Source organism: Pseudonocardia sp. Cha107L01, assembly GCF_052566575.1.
In genome coordinates this window covers 1,254,008-1,269,931 of record NZ_CP199579.1, presented here as the reverse complement: position 1 = coordinate 1,269,931, position 15,924 = coordinate 1,254,008, and the positions used below count along the sequence as shown (strand labels likewise).

18 protein-coding genes and 2 tRNA genes are annotated in these 15,924 nt (G+C 67.5%); 5 read left to right on the top strand and 15 right to left on the bottom strand.

Annotated elements, in window-relative coordinates; all coding sequences use genetic code 11:
* Position 1: 1 nt before the first annotated feature.
* The 7 genes from ACTXG6_RS06025 to ACTXG6_RS05995 form a co-directional block, all read right to left on the bottom strand.
* Positions 2 to 604 (bottom strand): hypothetical protein, encoded by a 603-nt coding sequence (locus ACTXG6_RS06025; protein WP_445186766.1) that lies wholly within the window; start codon positions 602 to 604, stop codon positions 2 to 4.
* On the bottom strand, positions 604 to 852 hold the full coding sequence (locus tag ACTXG6_RS06020) for a hypothetical protein (protein WP_445186765.1): 249 nt from the start codon (positions 850 to 852) through the stop codon (positions 604 to 606). Before ACTXG6_RS06020 ends, ACTXG6_RS06025 begins: the two co-directional genes overlap by 1 nt.
* Positions 853 to 1,069: 217 nt before the next feature.
* Positions 1,070 to 2,668: a hypothetical protein gene (locus tag ACTXG6_RS06015; protein ID WP_445186764.1), complete on the bottom strand. Its 1,599-nt coding sequence runs from the start codon at positions 2,666 to 2,668 to the stop codon at positions 1,070 to 1,072.
* 597 nt (positions 2,669 to 3,265) lie between these two features.
* Positions 3,266 to 3,427, bottom strand: coding sequence for a hypothetical protein (locus ACTXG6_RS06010; protein WP_445186763.1), 162 nt, complete (start codon positions 3,425 to 3,427; stop codon positions 3,266 to 3,268).
* A 250-nt stretch (positions 3,428 to 3,677) separates the two neighbouring features.
* Positions 3,678 to 4,733, bottom strand: coding sequence for an AAA family ATPase (locus ACTXG6_RS06005; RefSeq protein WP_445186762.1), 1,056 nt, complete (start codon positions 4,731 to 4,733; stop codon positions 3,678 to 3,680).
* A gap of 107 nt (positions 4,734 to 4,840) precedes the next feature.
* Positions 4,841 to 5,191, bottom strand: a complete 351-nt coding sequence (locus ACTXG6_RS06000; RefSeq protein WP_445186761.1) for a hypothetical protein — start codon at positions 5,189 to 5,191, stop codon at positions 4,841 to 4,843.
* A 329-nt stretch (positions 5,192 to 5,520) separates the two neighbouring features.
* Positions 5,521 to 5,766 (bottom strand): DNA-binding protein, encoded by a 246-nt coding sequence (locus ACTXG6_RS05995; protein ID WP_445186760.1) that lies wholly within the window; start codon positions 5,764 to 5,766, stop codon positions 5,521 to 5,523.
* Positions 5,767 to 5,853: 87 nt separating this feature from the next.
* Here ACTXG6_RS05995 and ACTXG6_RS05990 point away from each other — a divergent pair, with 87 nt between their 5' ends.
* Positions 5,854 to 6,618: a hypothetical protein gene (locus ACTXG6_RS05990; protein ID WP_445186759.1), complete on the top strand. Its 765-nt coding sequence runs from the start codon at positions 5,854 to 5,856 to the stop codon at positions 6,616 to 6,618.
* Positions 6,590 to 7,750 carry a tyrosine-type recombinase/integrase gene (locus ACTXG6_RS05985; protein WP_445186758.1) on the top strand — a complete coding sequence of 387 codons (1,161 nt, stop codon included), beginning with the start codon at positions 6,590 to 6,592 and terminating at the stop codon, positions 7,748 to 7,750. Before ACTXG6_RS05990 ends, ACTXG6_RS05985 begins: the two co-directional genes overlap by 29 nt.
* A gap of 108 nt (positions 7,751 to 7,858) precedes the next feature.
* On the opposite strand, the gene ACTXG6_RS05980 is transcribed toward ACTXG6_RS05985, so the two are convergent.
* From ACTXG6_RS05980 to ACTXG6_RS05965, 4 genes are all read right to left on the bottom strand, one after another.
* A tRNA-Arg gene (locus tag ACTXG6_RS05980) sits at positions 7,859 to 7,931 on the bottom strand.
* Between the two features lie 37 nt (positions 7,932 to 7,968).
* Positions 7,969 to 8,058: transfer RNA gene (locus tag ACTXG6_RS05975), tRNA-Ser, on the bottom strand.
* 97 nt (positions 8,059 to 8,155) lie between these two features.
* A complete protein-coding gene (locus tag ACTXG6_RS05970) occupies positions 8,156 to 10,153 on the bottom strand; it encodes an acetoacetate--CoA ligase (protein WP_445186757.1) in 1,998 nt (665 codons plus the stop codon).
* A 75-nt stretch (positions 10,154 to 10,228) separates the two neighbouring features.
* Positions 10,229 to 10,936, bottom strand: a complete 708-nt coding sequence (locus ACTXG6_RS05965; RefSeq protein WP_445186756.1) for a dienelactone hydrolase family protein — start codon at positions 10,934 to 10,936, stop codon at positions 10,229 to 10,231.
* Positions 10,937 to 11,028: 92 nt separating this feature from the next.
* On the opposite strand from ACTXG6_RS05965, the gene hisC reads away from it, so the two are divergent.
* Entirely contained in the window at positions 11,029 to 12,084 is a 1,056-nt protein-coding gene (gene hisC / locus ACTXG6_RS05960) for a histidinol-phosphate transaminase (RefSeq protein ID WP_445186755.1), read from the top strand.
* Between the two features lie 7 nt (positions 12,085 to 12,091).
* Here hisC and ACTXG6_RS05955 read toward each other — a convergent pair whose 3' ends face one another.
* Positions 12,092 to 12,364, bottom strand: a complete 273-nt coding sequence (locus ACTXG6_RS05955) for a GlsB/YeaQ/YmgE family stress response membrane protein (protein WP_445186754.1) — start codon at positions 12,362 to 12,364, stop codon at positions 12,092 to 12,094.
* Between the two features lie 398 nt (positions 12,365 to 12,762).
* Here ACTXG6_RS05955 and ACTXG6_RS05950 point away from each other — a divergent pair, with 398 nt between their 5' ends.
* Complete coding sequence (locus tag ACTXG6_RS05950) at positions 12,763 to 13,203, top strand: YdeI/OmpD-associated family protein (RefSeq protein ID WP_445186753.1); 441 nt, start codon at positions 12,763 to 12,765, stop codon at positions 13,201 to 13,203.
* Positions 13,204 to 13,215: 12 nt separating this feature from the next.
* Here ACTXG6_RS05950 and ACTXG6_RS05945 read toward each other — a convergent pair whose 3' ends face one another.
* The gene (locus tag ACTXG6_RS05945; RefSeq protein WP_445186752.1) at positions 13,216 to 13,509 is read right to left on the bottom strand and encodes an ABC transporter permease; all 294 of its coding nucleotides are present in this window, start codon (positions 13,507 to 13,509) and stop codon (positions 13,216 to 13,218) included.
* Between the two features lie 246 nt (positions 13,510 to 13,755).
* Here ACTXG6_RS05945 and ACTXG6_RS05940 point away from each other — a divergent pair, with 246 nt between their 5' ends.
* On the top strand, positions 13,756 to 14,127 hold the full coding sequence (locus tag ACTXG6_RS05940) for an FKBP-type peptidyl-prolyl cis-trans isomerase (RefSeq protein ID WP_445186751.1): 372 nt from the start codon (positions 13,756 to 13,758) through the stop codon (positions 14,125 to 14,127).
* A 79-nt stretch (positions 14,128 to 14,206) separates the two neighbouring features.
* Here the strand turns inward: ACTXG6_RS05940 and ACTXG6_RS05935 are convergent, their stop codons facing one another.
* Positions 14,207 to 15,094: a bifunctional helix-turn-helix transcriptional regulator/GNAT family N-acetyltransferase gene (locus ACTXG6_RS05935; RefSeq protein WP_445186750.1), complete on the bottom strand. Its 888-nt coding sequence runs from the start codon at positions 15,092 to 15,094 to the stop codon at positions 14,207 to 14,209.
* A gap of 158 nt (positions 15,095 to 15,252) precedes the next feature.
* Positions 15,253 to 15,834, bottom strand: coding sequence for an ATP-dependent Clp protease proteolytic subunit (locus tag ACTXG6_RS05930; protein WP_445186749.1), 582 nt, complete (start codon positions 15,832 to 15,834; stop codon positions 15,253 to 15,255).
* Between the last annotated feature and the right edge of the window lie 90 nt (positions 15,835 to 15,924).

Below are 15,924 nucleotides of genomic sequence, written 5' to 3'. Positions count from 1 at the left end.
TTCAATCGCTCCTGTTGACGTTGCTGTTGCGGCGGGCCAGTTCGAGGTATCCGCGGATCAGTGCGGGGTCGGTGACCGTTGCCGCTTTGGCCTGGTAGTCGATGTGGCCGGTCAGTGCTTTGGTGCGCACCAGTCCAGCCCCGGCCGCCTTACACAGTGCGAGGGTTGCGGTGGGCAGGGCAGGGCGGTCGACCAGGCTGATTTCGATGATGGCGCCGCCCGTCACCAGGCCCTGGGGGGCGTCGGCCGCCTTCACGATCACCGGCGATGAGATACCGACCGAGAAGCCGGTGAAGATGCCGGCGTTCACTTTGCTCACGGCGACCGGGTCGACGATGTGGGCTTTGATGTAGTGCCCGTCGGCCTTGACCTCGTGCTCGATGGCCTTGCCCACGGCCCGCTTGGCGTTGTGCATCTCGCGGACATTTCCGATGACCATGTAGGTGGGCATTGCGGTGCGCAGCCAGCCGGCGTCCATGCGTTGCTGGTCGAGGTCGAGGTCGGAGCCTGTGGCTTTGCCGTAGACCATGACGGTGCCGTCGCTGGCCGGGGCGGATTTGACCAGCGGCGCGAACACCGAAATGTGGCTCGCCCCGTATGCCATTAGTCGCTCACCGGCCCGTGCATGTCGGCGAGGAATTCGCGGGTGAGTTTTGCGTCTTCCTCGATCATCGCTGGGGTCATGCGCCGGCGGATGTCACAGGCCCACAGCGCGGGGATGATGTATTCGTCGTGCCCCAACCCGGGGATGGGGTTTTCAGCGCTCACGGGCCGACTGGGGGCCGTGCGCATGGCCTCCCGGAAGTCGTCCTTCGTGTGGTCACCGCGGAAGTTGTCATCAATGCTGCTCATTCGGCGGGCTCCTTTAGGCGGTGGGCGGAGAGTGGATGGTCGGCGGTGCCCGCTGCACCAAGGGAGCACCGCCGACCATCGGGTTGCGTGGCCCGGCCCGCCCAGGTACCGGATCACGCAAGTCCATGCGACTGGCGGGTCAACTCGCCGAAGTGTTTCCGCCAGCCGCTGGCTGCACACCGGGGGTTTGGCCCCCAGTGTGCAAGATAATGGTGGGTTAGGACGATGCGAAGATCACGCTGCCCGAGAACACCGGCGCGTATGCGCAGAACGTGCCCGTCCAAACCACGGAGCAATCCAACGCCAGCTCAATCTGCGGCCACTGGTATGCAACGTAATCCTGAACGTTGACAACCTCGAAACAGTTCGAAATGTTCGAGTTCGGCACCGGTAGGTGTTCCGACGTCGCCAGGGCAATACCCTTCGGCATGAACGGGTGAACGTTCAAATCGACCATGCGGCCCGTGTTCTGGTTCTGCATTCCGGTCACCACTGCGCCGATGGACGCGTCCTGGCCGTTCTGAAGCTGGATGCGGTAGGACGCACTGCTCGCGTTCTTGAGCACGTCGCTCAGCGCGGAGCGGTCGGCGGCGTTAAGCCACACCGTTTCCGGATCGGCCTGGTTGCCGGCGTACAGCGCCGTGAACAGCGTCTGGAATGGCGCGTCCGACGTCAGCGCACCAGTCACCGTCTGCACCGAGCCGGCCAGCGCCGGGTTCGTCAGAATCGGAATCAGCCCGTCGTACCCGTTGCTGTAGGCGGTCGCGTCGGTGCCGGTGACAGTGCTGGCTGCGGCCGTGCCGGTGACCAGCGCGCCCTGCAACAGAAGGCTCGTGTTGGAGCCGAAGGTGCTGCCGACCAGGTGGAACGCGGAGTTAGCCGGCTGCGACGCACCCTGGCCCACGTAGACGTCGTACCTCTCGGCGCCGGCCTGAACCGCCCAAGCAACGTTGACGACATCACCCGCGGTGAACACCGAGGTTCCAACCACACCAATCGGGGTGCTACCGAACTGCGTCGCCGCCACGATCAACGCGTAGACATTCGTGGTCACACCGGTCACCGGGACCTGGCTGCCAGACGCAACGGGGGTAGTCACCGTCGGAGCACTCGGCACGGCAAGTGCTCCACTAAACCCGGATGCGGTGCCACGGCCGGACATGAGCATGCGCTCCTCCAGCAACATCGCCGACCACAACGCGGAAGTGCTGGCAAGCTGCTGAACGTCCTCATATCCCTGACCCGCCCAGTACGCGGAGCTGGTGACCCGTTCGGAGGTGCCGAACATCCGGTACGGCACCTGGACGTCATCCGCGGCAATCTGAATTACCGGCGGGCGAACCAGTGTGCGCCCAGACCACGTGGTGGTTGAGGTCTCACCGATACCGGGGTGGACCGTAGCCACACCGCCAGTACCCGAGCCCGTTACACCCAGGATGCGACGAAATTCGTGCGCCGTGCCGTATCCCTTTGTGCGAGCGAAGCGATTCCGCAATGGTGTGTTGCGCGGATACAATTCCTTCGCCGGCGCGGAAAGGTCATAGGGAACCAGTGCGGTACCGGGCCCGGCCAGGTTCAAATCCTTGGCGAGGAAATCACTGCGGCTCAGGCCCTCAGACACGGAGGCGACCATCTCGGGGGACAGCGACTTGTTGAGCGGCAGGGCTTGCAGCTCGGCCGCAATGCGCTGCTGCGCGAGGGACCCGCCACCGGCTGCCGCAGCCCGCGACTTGTTCAGCACAGTCTTGTACTTCTCAAACCGCTCGACCAGATCGGCGGGGTCGGCCGCATTCGAGAACAGCTCAGAAACAGTCATTAGGTACTCCAGAGGTGAGTTTTCAGAACAGGGGGTTTCGCCCGGGTGGCCTGTGGCCTTTTCCGGGGTTCCTCGCGCCGTTCGCTTCGCCTCGACTTTCGCACGCCGCGCCCCAGGATCAACCCGGAGCCTCTGCGGCAGCCTTTGTCGACCACGACTTGTGCGTGTGGCCTTGCATTCAGTTTGCGGCGGCTCTCTGACTTCCCTGCGGACTTTCCCCTGCCGGGGAACTGTGTCGCCGCCGGTATAAGCCGGAACTCGCCGGATGCTGCACTTCTACTCTATCAAATTTCCCCGCTGCATAATGGGTGAATGTACGTAGCGGAGTGTGATGTGTGTCCAAGGGTGCCGCGCAGGCGACAGATGCGGTGTGTCGCCTTGCCCGCGTTGATGTCCGGTTCAGTTACCCGGCGTCAGGTTTCACGCGGCACCTCGGTATTGAGTTAGGTGCGGGGCCTGTTCAATTGCCGTCGCCCAGGCCCCGCAGTTTCGACGGTAACACGGGGCACCAACAGGGCTTATGATTCGAGGTAGGTGGCAGCCCGGGCGGGGGTGAGGGCCATGGACGCCCGGGCTGCCTCGCGGTGGTGAAAGTCTTTAGACGCCTGCCGCCTCGTAGAAGGGAATGTCGTCCTGGTCGTCGGGGATGCATTCCCAGCAGCAGTACGAGGTACTGACGTAGCTGTGGCTGTACTTCTCGATGCGGAACACGGCGACGTTGGTGCAGGGAGGCAGCCCCGCGTTCAGTCTGGGCAACACCGGGCACGCTGGGAGACGGTCGGAACCGGGACTGGTCCAGCCGTCCGGGTTGAACTCCACCTTGGTTCGGGGTGGCAGCCACCGCTTTGAATGCGGAATCGCCGGTCCTCCTCGCGGAGCGTGGCGCGGCTGCTTCGGTGACCGGCCCACAGCGAAGGTGAAGTGGTTGCTACCCATCAGGAGATCTCTTTTCGGGGCTGTTTTGGCTGGTCAGGGTCTGGGGAACAGGGAACGCCAGACCGCTTCCGGTTCATGCCGATTCCCCAGAGATCAACCACAGATCGCGGTCGGCTGTTACGGGGACAGTTGCGGCGTCGGGGGACACCCCTGGGGACACCCCTGCGGGGCCCTGACCTGCGGTGGGGACAGCAGGGACACCGGGGACAGTTTTGTAATGTCCCCGGCCGTCGTTGACGATCTGGCCGTCCTCAGCCATCCGGACGCACGTCTTTTTGACCAGCTCGTAGGCAAGTCCTGTGGCCGCCGCGATGGGCTTTGGGCCCTGACTGGGATGTTCGCGGAGGTGGCGCAGGATGGCGGCCCGGGTGTCTCCGATGAGGTGGTCGATCGCCTCGCCGGGAAGCGCGGACCATTGCCCGGTCTCACTGTTGAAGGTCAAGGCGTACTGGCGCTCGTCGATGTCTCTCCCCGTGACATCGAGGCTCCCGTCAGCCTCGCCTCGACTGCGCTTAAGGACGAGTACGGCATCAGCGGCACCGGCGATGCCGTTGGTCCCGGACACTGCCTCAAGGAAGTCTTCGGCACTCATCTTGCGGACATGGTGAACGAGGATCACAGCGACGCCGTAGTCGTCCGCGATCCTCTTGGCCACACAGACGGCGGCGTAGTCGGCGTCATACGCGGACTGGCCTTGCCGGGCGAAGCCTCGCACCTTAGCGAACGTGTCGATGACGATCAGCCGGGCTTCCGGGTGGATGTCGAGCCAGTCCCGGATGCCGTCGCTGCCACCGTTCGGCAGGGCCGCCGACCGTGTCTCGAGGGTGAGCCTGGCCGGGGCGTCGCTGCCGGCGAGCAGCTTGCGGACTCTGTTCTGCAGTCGGCGTCCCGTGTCTTCTAAGGCGAGGTACAGCACGTCGCCCTGTTCAACGTCGATTCCGCCGAGCACCTTGTCGCCGCGTGCGACCGCGATGGCCCAGTCGAGGACGAGCCAGCTCTTACCGAGTTTGGGTGCACCGGCGAGGAGGGTTAGGCCCTCGGAAACCAGGCCCGCGATTGCCCACTTTGGCGGCGGGAACGTGATCCCCATTAGCTCGGCGGCGGTCCAGCGGCTTCGGGGGACCACCACTAACTGTCCCTTATGTCCCTGCTGTCCCCCTTGCAGGTCAGGGGCCTGCGGAGGTGTCCCTAGAGGTGTCCCTGAGGTGTCCCCATGGGTCGGCTCGAAGGGCGCGCTCATACCGCTGCTCCGTAGGGCTGGGCGCGCGCACGGAGCGCCCGCTGCTGGGCTTCGTGGCGCCGGGCCTGGTCGGCCCAGTCGGCGGCGCTGTGGACATCTACAGCGGCGGCCTTCATTCGAAGCGCATGCGCGGCCAACTCGGCAGCGCAACGTACCTCGATCACACGCGGGTCCAGCTCGCGGATTCCACCAAGCGCCCAAGCGGCCAACGCGGCCAGCTGGGTCGACTCGTCGGCCGCAGACCACTCGGCGGACCCCAGCATCGGCAGGGGTCCGTCGACTCCGGCCGTGATCAGGTCAACCAAGAACGCCTCGACGGCGCCGATGTCACGCTGTCCGATGGTCACTGCGGCCACCCCCCGACGGGTGGCGGCGCATCGCTTCACGGCGCTTCACGATCAGCCGGGCTGCGGACGCACGGTCCTGGAGTTCGTCGGTTTGACGGGAACTCGGCCGGCCGCGCTCGGCCTCGCGGCGGACCGTCAGCTCGGCGTCCAGCCGCTTGGATTCTTCGGCCAGCAACCCGGTCGGCAGTGCCTGTAGGACCCAGATCTCGGGAACTTGATCGTCGGCCCTGCTTGCCGTTGGTTGGTACGTCATGGCATCCTGTTCTTGGGGTTATAGGTGGTGAGGGCGCCCGGGCCGGCCAGCCGGGGCCCCCTTTTTTTTGCCCTGATCACGCCGCGTCCGCGCCCTCCAAGAGTCGGATCAGCGACGCGGTGATCACTCGGTAGGACGCGCCCACCCTGATCACCTTCGCCGGAAAGTCGCCCTTCGCGGCGATCGCGTAGCCGTGGGCCTTGCTGATGCCGATCCACCTACACGCGGTCGGGATGTCCAGGGTGGGCGGCCCCTGCCGGAGGTCGTTGAGCGTCTGCGCCGCCGACGGCGGGTAGCTGATCGTTGCTGGAGGCTGGGTCATCTCACAGTCTCGTTTCTCGTTCAGGTCGAACAGTTCCGGATGAACTGGCCTACACCAGTTGTACCACAGACTCCACGCTGTCTGGTAATGTTCCATCTGATGTCGAATTCTGAGCTGAACGATCTCATCGGCCAGCGCGTGCGGGACGCCCGCAAGCGCCGAGACTGGTCCGTCGAAGAAGTCATTGCCAAGTGCGCTGACCAGGGACTACCCCTGACAACCGGGCAGATGTACCTCATCGAGACGCGCGGAAAGGAAGGCAAGCCACGACGCCGGATCACCGTGGACGAGCTGCTGACCCTGGCCCACGTACTGGGGGTATCCCCGCTCGCGCTGCTACTGCCGGAGAACGACACCGAGTACCCGGTCACCGGCGGCACCACGACACGGGCCCGCATGGTCTACGAGTGGATGGTTGGCGAACGTCTGCCGCCACTCCCTGGGCCAGACGCTAAGGACGCGCAGACGGACGAGGAGCGCGCTGCGGCATGGCTCCAGTTCACCCGCGCGATCAACTACATCCCGAAGCCCGAAGATCACTGGCTAGTTGGCCCGGAGCTTGAGCGAATCACCCGAGACGGCCGAGATCAGCTAGAGAACTGGTTCTCCAACTCTGGGAGCACCGTGCTGAACCAACTCGAATCAGCCGCCAAGGAGCTCAAGGCCGCCAGAGACGATGCCGCCTCCGCGATCACCAGTGCACGCGAAGAGGCATACAAGCGTGCCTACGAGGAGGCCAACCGCAATCTTGAGTCAGTTGTGCGCATGGCCGTCACGGCCGCGCTCAAACACGTAGCCGAGCAGACCGAAGGGAATGGTGAAGATGGCGAGTCCACCGATCAAGCCGATTGAGGTGAAGGGCAAGATCCGGTACCGGTTCATCGTCGACATCGGTGATGACCCGAAGACCGGCAAGCGCAAGCAGCTGACCAGGACGTTCGACCTTCGCCGGGAGGCGAGCGCCGAGCTGACGAAGATCATGGCCGGGGTCAACGGTGGCACCTTCTCGATGCCAACCAAGACCACCGTGGACGACTACGTCACCGAGTGGCTGCGCAGCGCCACCAGGGGCCGGGAACGCGCGACCGTCCGCAACTACGAGGACGCGCTGCGACCGGTGCGAGACCGGCTCGGCGCCCGCCAACTGCAGAAGCTGTCCACGAACGACGTCGAGGACCTGGTCGACTGGATGTTGACGTCGGGTCGGCGGCGCGGTGGGAAGCCCGGCACCGGCCTGTCGCCCCGCTCGGTTCAGCTCACGCTGAGCCGGTTGAAGGCGGCCCTCGACAGTGCGGTGCACCGCCGGCTGGTGCCGTACAACGTGGCCGCCCCGGTGCGATGCCCGGCTCAGATCAAGACGGTCCGTGAGCCGTGGACTGAGGACGACCTCCGCCCGTTCCTGTCGTCCCTGGACGAGCGGATGCGGCCCATCATGATGATGGCCGTCATGGGTCTGCGGCCCGAGGAAGTGTGCGGGCTGCGCTGGTCCGACATTGACCTTGATGGTCGGACACTCAAGGTGCAGAACGCCCGCACGCTGGTCGCCACGGACAACGGCCTGGAGGTGGTCGAGAAGTCGACGAAGACGGAGGCTGGTCGGCGCGAGCTGCCCCTACCACCGCAGCTCACCGCCGCGCTGCGGACCCTCAAGGCGCGCCACGCCGCCGAACGGCTCGCCGCCGGCCCCGATGCACACCGTGGCAGCGTCTACGTGCTGGCCGATGAGCTGGGCCTGCCGCAGCGCACCGACTGGCTGCGGCGGCGCTTCAAGAAGCTGTCCGCCGCCGCGGGTCTACGGCCGGTGCGGTTGTACGACACTCGGCACGCGGCCTTGACCTTCCTCAGCAAGAAGGGGGTCCCACCGCCAACGATCTCCGCTTGGGCCGGTCACGCCGACCTGAGCATGGCCGCGAGGAAGTACATCCACCCGAGCGCCAAGGACCTCGAATCTGGGTCCGAGGCGTTCGCCGAACTGTTCAGCTGAAACTAGATCAACTAAATACTGTGAGATTTTGTGAGATTTTCGGCCCCCTGAGTGCTATCAGGGCCGGTCTCACAAGCCCGATATAGGCTTTGACCAGGACTTTCGTTGCGCGCTCGGCAGGATTCGAACCTGCAACCTCTTGATCCGTAGTCAAGTGCTCTATCCGTTGAGCTACGAGCGCATGTTCACTTGTATACCAGCCGCGGCTGGGTGTTGCGCGGAGGCTCCGGGATTTGAACCCGGGATGGGGGGTGACCCCAAACCGCATTAGCAGTGCGGCGCCATAGACCAGACTAGGCGAAGCCTCCCGAAGCCTGTCGGCCTCCAGATGGATAGGTTACACAGCCGCTCCGGGCCGAATCAAAGGGGTACACCACCGTCCGCGATCCGGCCCGAAGTCGCTGCTCAGCGGGCCGCCGCGAGCGCCACGAACGGTTCCAGGGCCGCCGCGTTGGCCAGCGCGCCCCGGCTCACCGCCCTGTCCACCGCGACGCCGGCCAGAATCTTCTTCACCGGCACCTCGCACTTCTTGCCGTTCAGCGTCCGGGGTATCTCGTCGATCACGATGAACCGGTCCGGCACGTGCCGGGGGGACAGCTCACGGCGCAGTTCGGTACGCAGCGCCGGCTGCACGTCCGCCAGCTCCACGCCGTCGGCCAGCACCAGGAAGCAGAGCAGCTCACCCTCGTCCTTGGCCAGCGACGACGTATCGATCACCAGCGAGTCCAGTACCTTGTCTGACGCCTCGACGACCGCGTAGAAGTCGGCGGTGCCCATCCGGACGCCGCCCCGGTTCAGCGTGGAGTCGCTGCGCCCGTAGATGATCGACGAGCCCCGCGATGTGATCTTTATCCAGTCCCCGTGCCGCCACACCCCGGGGTAGTCCTCGAAGTACGCCTCGCGCAGCCGGCTGCCGTCCGGGTCGTTCCAGAAGAACACCGGCATGGACGGCATCGGCTCGGTGACCACCAGCTCGCCGACCTCCTCGACCAGTTCCTTGCCGGCCTCGTCGTAGGCCTTCACCGCGGCGCCCAGCGCGGCGCAGGAGATCTCGCCCAGCCACACCGGCACGGTCGGCGAGCCGCCGACGAACGCCGCGCACAGGTCGGTGCCGCCGGAGCAGCTGACGATCTGGATCCGCTCGTCCACCGCGTCCGCGATCCACCGGAATCCCTCCGAGGACAACGGTGAGCCGGTGGAACCGATCGCCCGGATGGAGGTGAGGTCGTGGTCCTCGCGCGGCCGCAGGCCCTTCTTCAGACAGGCCTGCACGTACCCGGCGGACACCCCGAACACGTTGACCCGGTGCCGCTCGGCCATGGCCCACAGCGCACCGAGGCCGGGGTGGCCGGGGTGGCCGTCGTAGAGCACCGCGGTACCGCCGACCAGCAGCGTGGAGATGATCAGGTTCCACATCATCCAGCCGGTGGTGGTGAACCAGAACAGCCGGTCGCCGGGGCCGACGTCGAAGTGCAGCCGCAGCGCCTTGATGTGCTCGAGCACGATGCCGCCGTGCCCGTGCACGATGCCCTTGGGCAGCCCGGTGGTGCCCGAGGAGTAGAGCACCCACAGCGGGTGGTCGAACGGGACCGGGTCGAACGCCAGCTCCGCCGAGCCGTCAGCGGTGAACTCCGCCCAGCTCAGCGTGCCGTCCAGGGTCGCGTCGGTGTTCACGTACGGGATGAGCACGGTGGCCGCCAGGGTCGGCAGCTGGCCGCGCAGCGCCTCCACGGTGGACCGGATGTCGTAGCTCTTGCCGCCGTAGATGTAGCCGTCCACCGCGATGAACACGGTCGGCTCGATCTGGGCGAACCGGTCGTGTACCGCGCGGCTGCCGAAGTCCGGCGAGCAGGACGACCAGATCGCACCCAGGCTGGCCGCCGCGAGGAACGCCACCAGCGTCTCCACGCAGTTCGGCGCCAGCGCCACGACCCGGTCGCCCCGCCCGACTCCGGCGGCCACCAACCCGGCCCGCGCCCTCGCCACCTGCTCGCGCATCGAACCATAGGTGACGGTCCGCTCGAGCCCGTCCTCCCGAACGAAGATCACCGCGAGGTCGCCGTCGGCCCGGCCGTCGCCGGAGCGCAGCGAGTGCTCGGCGTAGTTCAGCGTGGCACCGGGAAACCACTCGGCGCCGGGCATCGCCCGCGAGCCGAGCACGGTGTCCGGCTGGTCGTGGAAGTGCACCCCGGAGAACTCCGCGAGCGCCGACCAGAACCCGGCGATATCACTGACCGACCAGGCATGTAGCTCGGAGTAGTCAGCCGCGTGCACTCCGCGGTGCTCGGCCACCCATCGGGCGAACTCGGCCATGCCGCTGGCCTGCGCCCGGTCCGGATCGGGCGACCAGATCTGTTCGGGCAGATCGGCGGAGGCGGCGGAGGCGGCGGCACTGTCGGTCATGCCACTCAGCATGGCCGACCGCTACCGAGTCGGCCAGCCGATCAGGGCGGGTGTCACTCCCGAGCCGGGCTCGAATCAGCGCAGGTGCGCGTCGAACCAGTTCAGGGTGCGCTGCCACGCGTCGGCGGAGTGCTGGTGGTCCTCGTCGAACCGGTGGTCCACCTCGGGGTAGATCACCACGTCACTGGCGACCTCCGAGCTGGCCACGGCGGCGCGCAGCTTCTCCACGTCGTGCAGCGACGGATCCTTCGAGCGCTCCCCGAACAGCCCCAACCACGGGCAGGTCACCTCGGGTGCGGCCTCCAGCGGCGACGGCAGGTCGGTCGACAGCGGCTCGGAGATGTGGTTGCCGGCGACGGTGACCGCCGCGCCCAGGGAGCGCTTCGCGGCCACCACCAGCGCCACCGAGCCGCCCATGTCGAACCCGATCACGCCCATCCGGTCGGCGGTGATGCCGCGTTCGGCCAGCCAGCCGAACGCGGTGTCGGTGTCGGCCATCACGCTGGACCCGGTCAATCTGTTGACCTGGTCGCGAACCTGCTGGTCGGTCTTGTCGTCGGCGCCCTGCTCGTCGTCCCCGTCGCGGTGGTAGAGGTGCGGCGCGACGACCTGCCAGCCCTCCATGGCCAGGCTGTGTACCAGCCAGCGAACCCCGTCGGTGACCCCTCTGGACTCGTGCAGCACAACGATCCCGCCGCGTACCGCGCTGTCCGGCCCGGCGACGGTCAGCAGCAGCTCGCTGCCGTCTTCGAGGGGCACGGTCTCGGTGCGGACATCGGTCATGGTGCCAGCCTCGCATGTCGTCGTCCCCGATGCCGAATGCAGGCCCGATGCACCGATCCACCGCCGGCCGGTTCCGACTACCGTGCGTCCTTATGGACGCCACGATCCGGGCTGACCTCGACGCAATCCCGGCCTACGCAGCGGGACGCACCGTCCCGGGTTCCCTGAAGCTGGCGAGCAACGAGATCTCGCTGCCGCCGCCGCCCGCCGTGCTCGCCGCAATCGCCGCGGCGGCCGCCGCCGGCAACCGGTACCCGGACCCGGCGGTGACCGGACTCACCGCCCGACTGGCCGACCGGCACGGCCTGTCCACCGACCGGATCGCCGTCGGCTGCGGGTCGGTGCTGCTGTGCCAGCAACTGGTGCAGATCGTCTGCGGCAGTCCGGACGACGAGGTCATCTACGCCTGGCGGTCGTTCGAGGCCTACCCGATCGTCGTGCGGGTCAGCAACGCGCGGAACGTGACCGTGCCGCTGGACGCGGAGTACCGGCACGACCTCAAGGCGATGGCCGCGGCGATCACCCCGCACACCCGGCTGGTGTTCCTGTGCACGCCGAACAACCCGACCGGAATGGCGCTGCGCCGCGACGAGCTGTGCGCGTTCCTGGACGAGGTGCCGGCGAACGTCCTGGTGGTGCTGGACGAGGCGTACCACGAGTTCGTCACCGACCCGGACGTGCCGGACGGGCTGACCCTGCTGGACGGCCGGCCCAACGTGGTGGTGCTCCGCACGTTCTCCAAGGCGTACCGGCTCGCCGGGCTGCGGGTGGGCTACGCGGTGGGAGATCCGTCGGTGATCGGAGCGCTGCGCAAGGTGTACCCGGCGTTCAGCGTGAACTCGCTGGCCCAGGCGGCGGCGTCGGCGGCGCTGGACTGTCTGCCGGAGTTGCTGGGCACCTGCGCGGAGGTGACGGAGGAACGGACTCGGGTCCGGGACGAGCTGCTCGCGCTGGGCTTCGAGGTGCCGGCGAGCCAGGCCAACTTCGTCTGGCTGCCACTCGGCGAGCGGAGCACCGAGTTCGCGGCGCACTGCGAGCGCGAAAGGGTCATCCTTCGCCCGTTCGCCGGCGACGGTGTTCGGGTCACCGTCGCCGGCGCGGACGAGAACGACGCGTTCCTGGCCGCGGCCAGGAAGTTCGCGCTCTAGGCGGCCTCTAGCTCCGGACGCCCTTCTTGCTGTACATGCCGGCCACGACACCGACGCCGATCAGGGCGAGCACCAGCTGGATGCCGTGCCGGATCCAGTCGAAGCCGGGTGTGACCCGTACGCCGAGCAGCGTCGCCAGGTAGTTGCCGATAAAAGCAGCCACGATCCCGACCACGATCGTGAGCCAAAGCGGAATGTTCTGCTTGCCCGGGAGAAGTAGCCGGGCGAGCACACCCAGGACGAGGCCGATGATGATTGACGAGACGATGGCGCCGATCATGTGATCTCTCCGTATCTCCGATTTCGACGGGCCGCCCTGCCACAGCCCGTTGGCTGCATTGGCTATCACAAGATCAGTTCGGTTGCACCACCTGAGAACCCAAATACAGGACAAAGAGTTACTCGTCCGGGGCGCTGGTCAGGGCGCCACGGCTGGCTCTCGGCGGCTGAGACCAACCCGAGGGTGGCGACCGCGACGGACGCCGGGACACCGCACTCGAGCTAACCGCTGTGTACCACGGCCCCGGCATGCGCCACACCACCCGAGACACGAATGCACGCCCAAGAGTTACCCCACAGTTGCGCAGCACAAACGAGGCCACGGACAAATCCTCGGCGGATTGTTGCGGGCTCTAATATGACGTTCCCTCGACCGGGTGAGGGTGGATACTCCCGGCCATGCGTTTCCAGGCCACCGTCGAGCTGGGCGGCAAAACCGCGACCGGAATCCGGGTGCCCGAGGAGGTGGTCACCGGGCTGGGCTCGCACCGCCGCCCGCCGGTTCGGGTCACCGTCGGCGCCCACACCTACCGGACCACGGTGGCGCCGATGGGCGGGGCGTACTTCGTGCCGCTCAGCGCGGAGAACCGGAACCTGGCCGGCGTGGCCGCCGGCGACCAGGTGGACGTGGACATCGAGCTGGACACCGCTCCCCGTGAGGTCGCGGTGCCCGCCGAGCTGGCGGCCGCGCTGGAGCGGGAGCCGGGGGCCCGGCAGGCGTTCGATGCCCTGTCCACCAGCCGCCGCCGCGAGCACGCCCGCCAGGTCGGGACCGCCAAGGCCGAGGCGACCAGGCAGCGGCGGATCGCCAAGGTGCTGGACGAGCTGCGCGGGCACTGAGCGCGCCGCGGCCTACTCGAAGCGCAGCGCCTCGATGGGCAGCAGGCGGGCGGCCCGGTTCGCCGGGTAGACGCCGGCCACCAGGCCGATCACCAGGCTCACCGCGAACGCGACCAGCATGATGTTGGCTACCCCGATCCCGCCGACGACCAGGAAGATCGCCGCGACCGCCGCCGTGAACAGCGTCAGGAACGTGATGAACTGGCTGCGCTGGTCGAGCAGGCTCTGGAACGCCCGCACGGTGTGGGCCCGGTCGGTCGGCTTCTTGATGTAGTGCCGGTCGTCCAGGATGGCGGCCAGCTGCACCTGGGCCCTACCTGGCGTAATGCCCGCTAGGCCGACCGGGTGGAGGGCTCCCGGCGAACGGCGGGATGGCCGGGTCGCGGGAGCTCGGCCGGTCCCGCGAGCACAGGTGCCCCACACAGCTTTGATCAGCTCTCGGTAGCGTGGGTGCCGTCGCGACGGGTGACCCGCGTGGCCGACAGCAGCCCGTGCCGCCTGCCCAGGAACTCCCGGCGCCAGGCGAAGCACCGCACACAAGGAGACGCGCCGATGAGCACCGACAAGCCCGAGGTCGACTTCCCCGAAGGCGAGCCGCCGACCGAGTTGCAGGTCAAGGACATCTGGGAGGGCGACGGAGCCGAGGCGAAGGCCGGTTCCACGGTCTCCGTGCACTACGTCGGGGTCGCCTGGTCCACCGGCGCGGAGTTCGACTCCAGCTGGAACCGGGGCACGCCGCTGCAGTTCCCGCTCGGCGCCGGCCGCGTCATTGCCGGCTGGGACCAGGGCGTGCAGGGAATGAAGGTCGGCGGGCGCCGTCAGCTGACCATCCCGCCGCACCTGGGCTACGGCGACCGCGGCGCCGGTGGAGCGATTGCGCCGGGCGAGACCCTCATCTTCGTCTGCGACCTGGTCTCGGTCTGAGCTCGACAGTTGTCCCGTGAGTGGCGAGTGGTCCCAGGGGACCACTCGCCACTCACGGGGGCTGGTCAGTGCGGCTGGCTCACCCGGTGAGGTGCTTCTCGAACCAGTGTTGGGCGTAGGTCTCGTCGTTGAACGGCGCCACCTCGACGAAGCCGGCCGACCGGTACATGCTGATCGCCTCGGTCAGTGCACCGTTCGTCTCCAGCCGGAGGACCCGGGCGCCGTGCGCGGTGGCGCGAGCTTCGAGCTCGTCGAGCAACCGCCGGCCGAGGCCCACACCGCGGGCCGTCTTTGCCACCCACATCCGCTTGATCTCACAGTGCCGCTCGCCGTGGAACCGAAGAACCCCGCAGCCCACCGGGTCCGGGCCGAGGCGGGCCACCAGGAGCAGCCCGGCGGGTAGCCGCAGCCCGGCCTCGGGGGCGGGGATGGACCGCGCGGCGTCGAAGCCTCCCTCGAACCGGGCGTCGAGCTCGGCGAAGTAGGAGTTCAGGCAGTAGCGCGCGTGCGGGTGGCCGGGATCGGTCTCCTCGATCTCGATCATCCCGGCGCGCAGCAGCAGTTCGACATCGGCCATCGCGGCGACCAGCCGGTCCCGCTGCCGATGGCTCAGCGGCTCGAGCAGCATCTCGGCCACCTCGTCGCTGCGTCGGTCCAGAGCCTGGCGTTCCGCCGCGCCGGCCGGGGTCAGGCGGGCGACCCGAACCCGCTTGTCGGCGTCGTCCGCGTCGACGGTGACCAACCCGGCGGCCTCGAGTGCTCGCAGCAGCCGGCTGAGGTAACCGGAGTCGAGGCCGAGCTCGGCGCGCAGCGAACGCACGTCACGGCCCAGCGGCCCGATCTCCCACAACAGGCGCGCTTCGCCCAGCGGCCGGTCCCGGCCGAGGAACCTGTCGTTGAGAGCACCCACCCGCTGGGTGACCGTCCGGTTGAACCGGCGCACCTGCGCGACCGAGGTCGGATCCATTCTCTGACCTTAGTCAGAGAACGGCCGGCGTAGGCAATCCGAATTCAGTGCCACTCCCGGACGCCGCCGCCGAGTTCAACCGCGGCGGGCACCCCAACATGATCAACAGCCGCTGGGGTTGAACTCGGCGAGGGGCGGTCTCGGACGCGCCCGCTGGCTTACTGTCCGCTCGGCTCCTGGGTCACCCGGGAGACGACATGGTCGATGAAGCCGTACTCCAAGGCCTCCTGGGCGGTGAACCACCGGTCCCGGTCTGCGTCGGCGGTGATCTTCTCGACGGTCTGCCCGGTCTGCTCCGCGGTCAGCTCTGCCATCACCCGCTTGTGCCGGCGGAACTGCTCGGCCTGGATGGCGATGTCCGACTCGGTGCCACCGACGCCGGCCGACGGCTGGTGCATGAGGATCTGCGCGTGCGGCAACGCATACCGCTTGCCCCGCTCCCCGGCCGTGAGCAGGAACTGGCTCATCGAGGCGGCCAGGCCCATCGCGTAGGTGGCCACATCGCACTCGATGTACTGCATGGTGTCGTAGATGGCCATACCGGCCATGACCGAACCACCGGGCGAGTTGATGTACAGCCGGATCTCGGCCTCCGGGTCTTCGGCGAACAACAGCAACAGCTGCGCCACGATCCGGTTGGCGATCTCGTCGTCCACCTGCTGACCCAGCACGATGATCCGCTGCTGCAGCAGCCGCTCGTACACCGAGTCGCTCATGGTCATCGCCGCCATGCCGTTCATCCGCATCTCCGGCGCCTCCTGGCTCAGTGGGTACTGCCATCCTGTCCCACCGCATTCTGCTCCGTGACCGCCGCCCCGGATATAAGCGAC

Coding starts and splice junctions, on each gene's coding strand:
- ACTXG6_RS06025 (WP_445186766.1), bottom strand. CDS start 604: ATGGCATACGGGGCGAGCCACATTTCGGTGTTCGCGCCGCTGGTCAAA.
- ACTXG6_RS06020 (WP_445186765.1), bottom strand. CDS start 852: ATGAGCAGCATTGATGACAACTTCCGCGGTGACCACACGAAGGACGAC.
- ACTXG6_RS06015 (WP_445186764.1), bottom strand. CDS start 2,668: ATGACTGTTTCTGAGCTGTTCTCGAATGCGGCCGACCCCGCCGATCTG.
- ACTXG6_RS05995 (WP_445186760.1), bottom strand. CDS start 5,766: ATGACCCAGCCTCCAGCAACGATCAGCTACCCGCCGTCGGCGGCGCAG.
- ACTXG6_RS05990 (WP_445186759.1), top strand. CDS start 5,854: ATGTTCCATCTGATGTCGAATTCTGAGCTGAACGATCTCATCGGCCAG.
- ACTXG6_RS05985 (WP_445186758.1), top strand. CDS start 6,590: ATGGCGAGTCCACCGATCAAGCCGATTGAGGTGAAGGGCAAGATCCGG.
- ACTXG6_RS05970 (WP_445186757.1), bottom strand. CDS start 10,153: ATGACCGACAGTGCCGCCGCCTCCGCCGCCTCCGCCGATCTGCCCGAA.
- ACTXG6_RS05965 (WP_445186756.1), bottom strand. CDS start 10,936: ATGACCGATGTCCGCACCGAGACCGTGCCCCTCGAAGACGGCAGCGAG.
- hisC (WP_445186755.1), top strand. CDS start 11,029: ATGGACGCCACGATCCGGGCTGACCTCGACGCAATCCCGGCCTACGCA.
- ACTXG6_RS05955 (WP_445186754.1), bottom strand. CDS start 12,364: ATGATCGGCGCCATCGTCTCGTCAATCATCATCGGCCTCGTCCTGGGT.
- ACTXG6_RS05950 (WP_445186753.1), top strand. CDS start 12,763: ATGCGTTTCCAGGCCACCGTCGAGCTGGGCGGCAAAACCGCGACCGGA.
- ACTXG6_RS05940 (WP_445186751.1), top strand. CDS start 13,756: ATGAGCACCGACAAGCCCGAGGTCGACTTCCCCGAAGGCGAGCCGCCG.
- ACTXG6_RS05935 (WP_445186750.1), bottom strand. CDS start 15,094: ATGGATCCGACCTCGGTCGCGCAGGTGCGCCGGTTCAACCGGACGGTC.
- ACTXG6_RS05930 (WP_445186749.1), bottom strand. CDS start 15,834: ATGAACGGCATGGCGGCGATGACCATGAGCGACTCGGTGTACGAGCGG.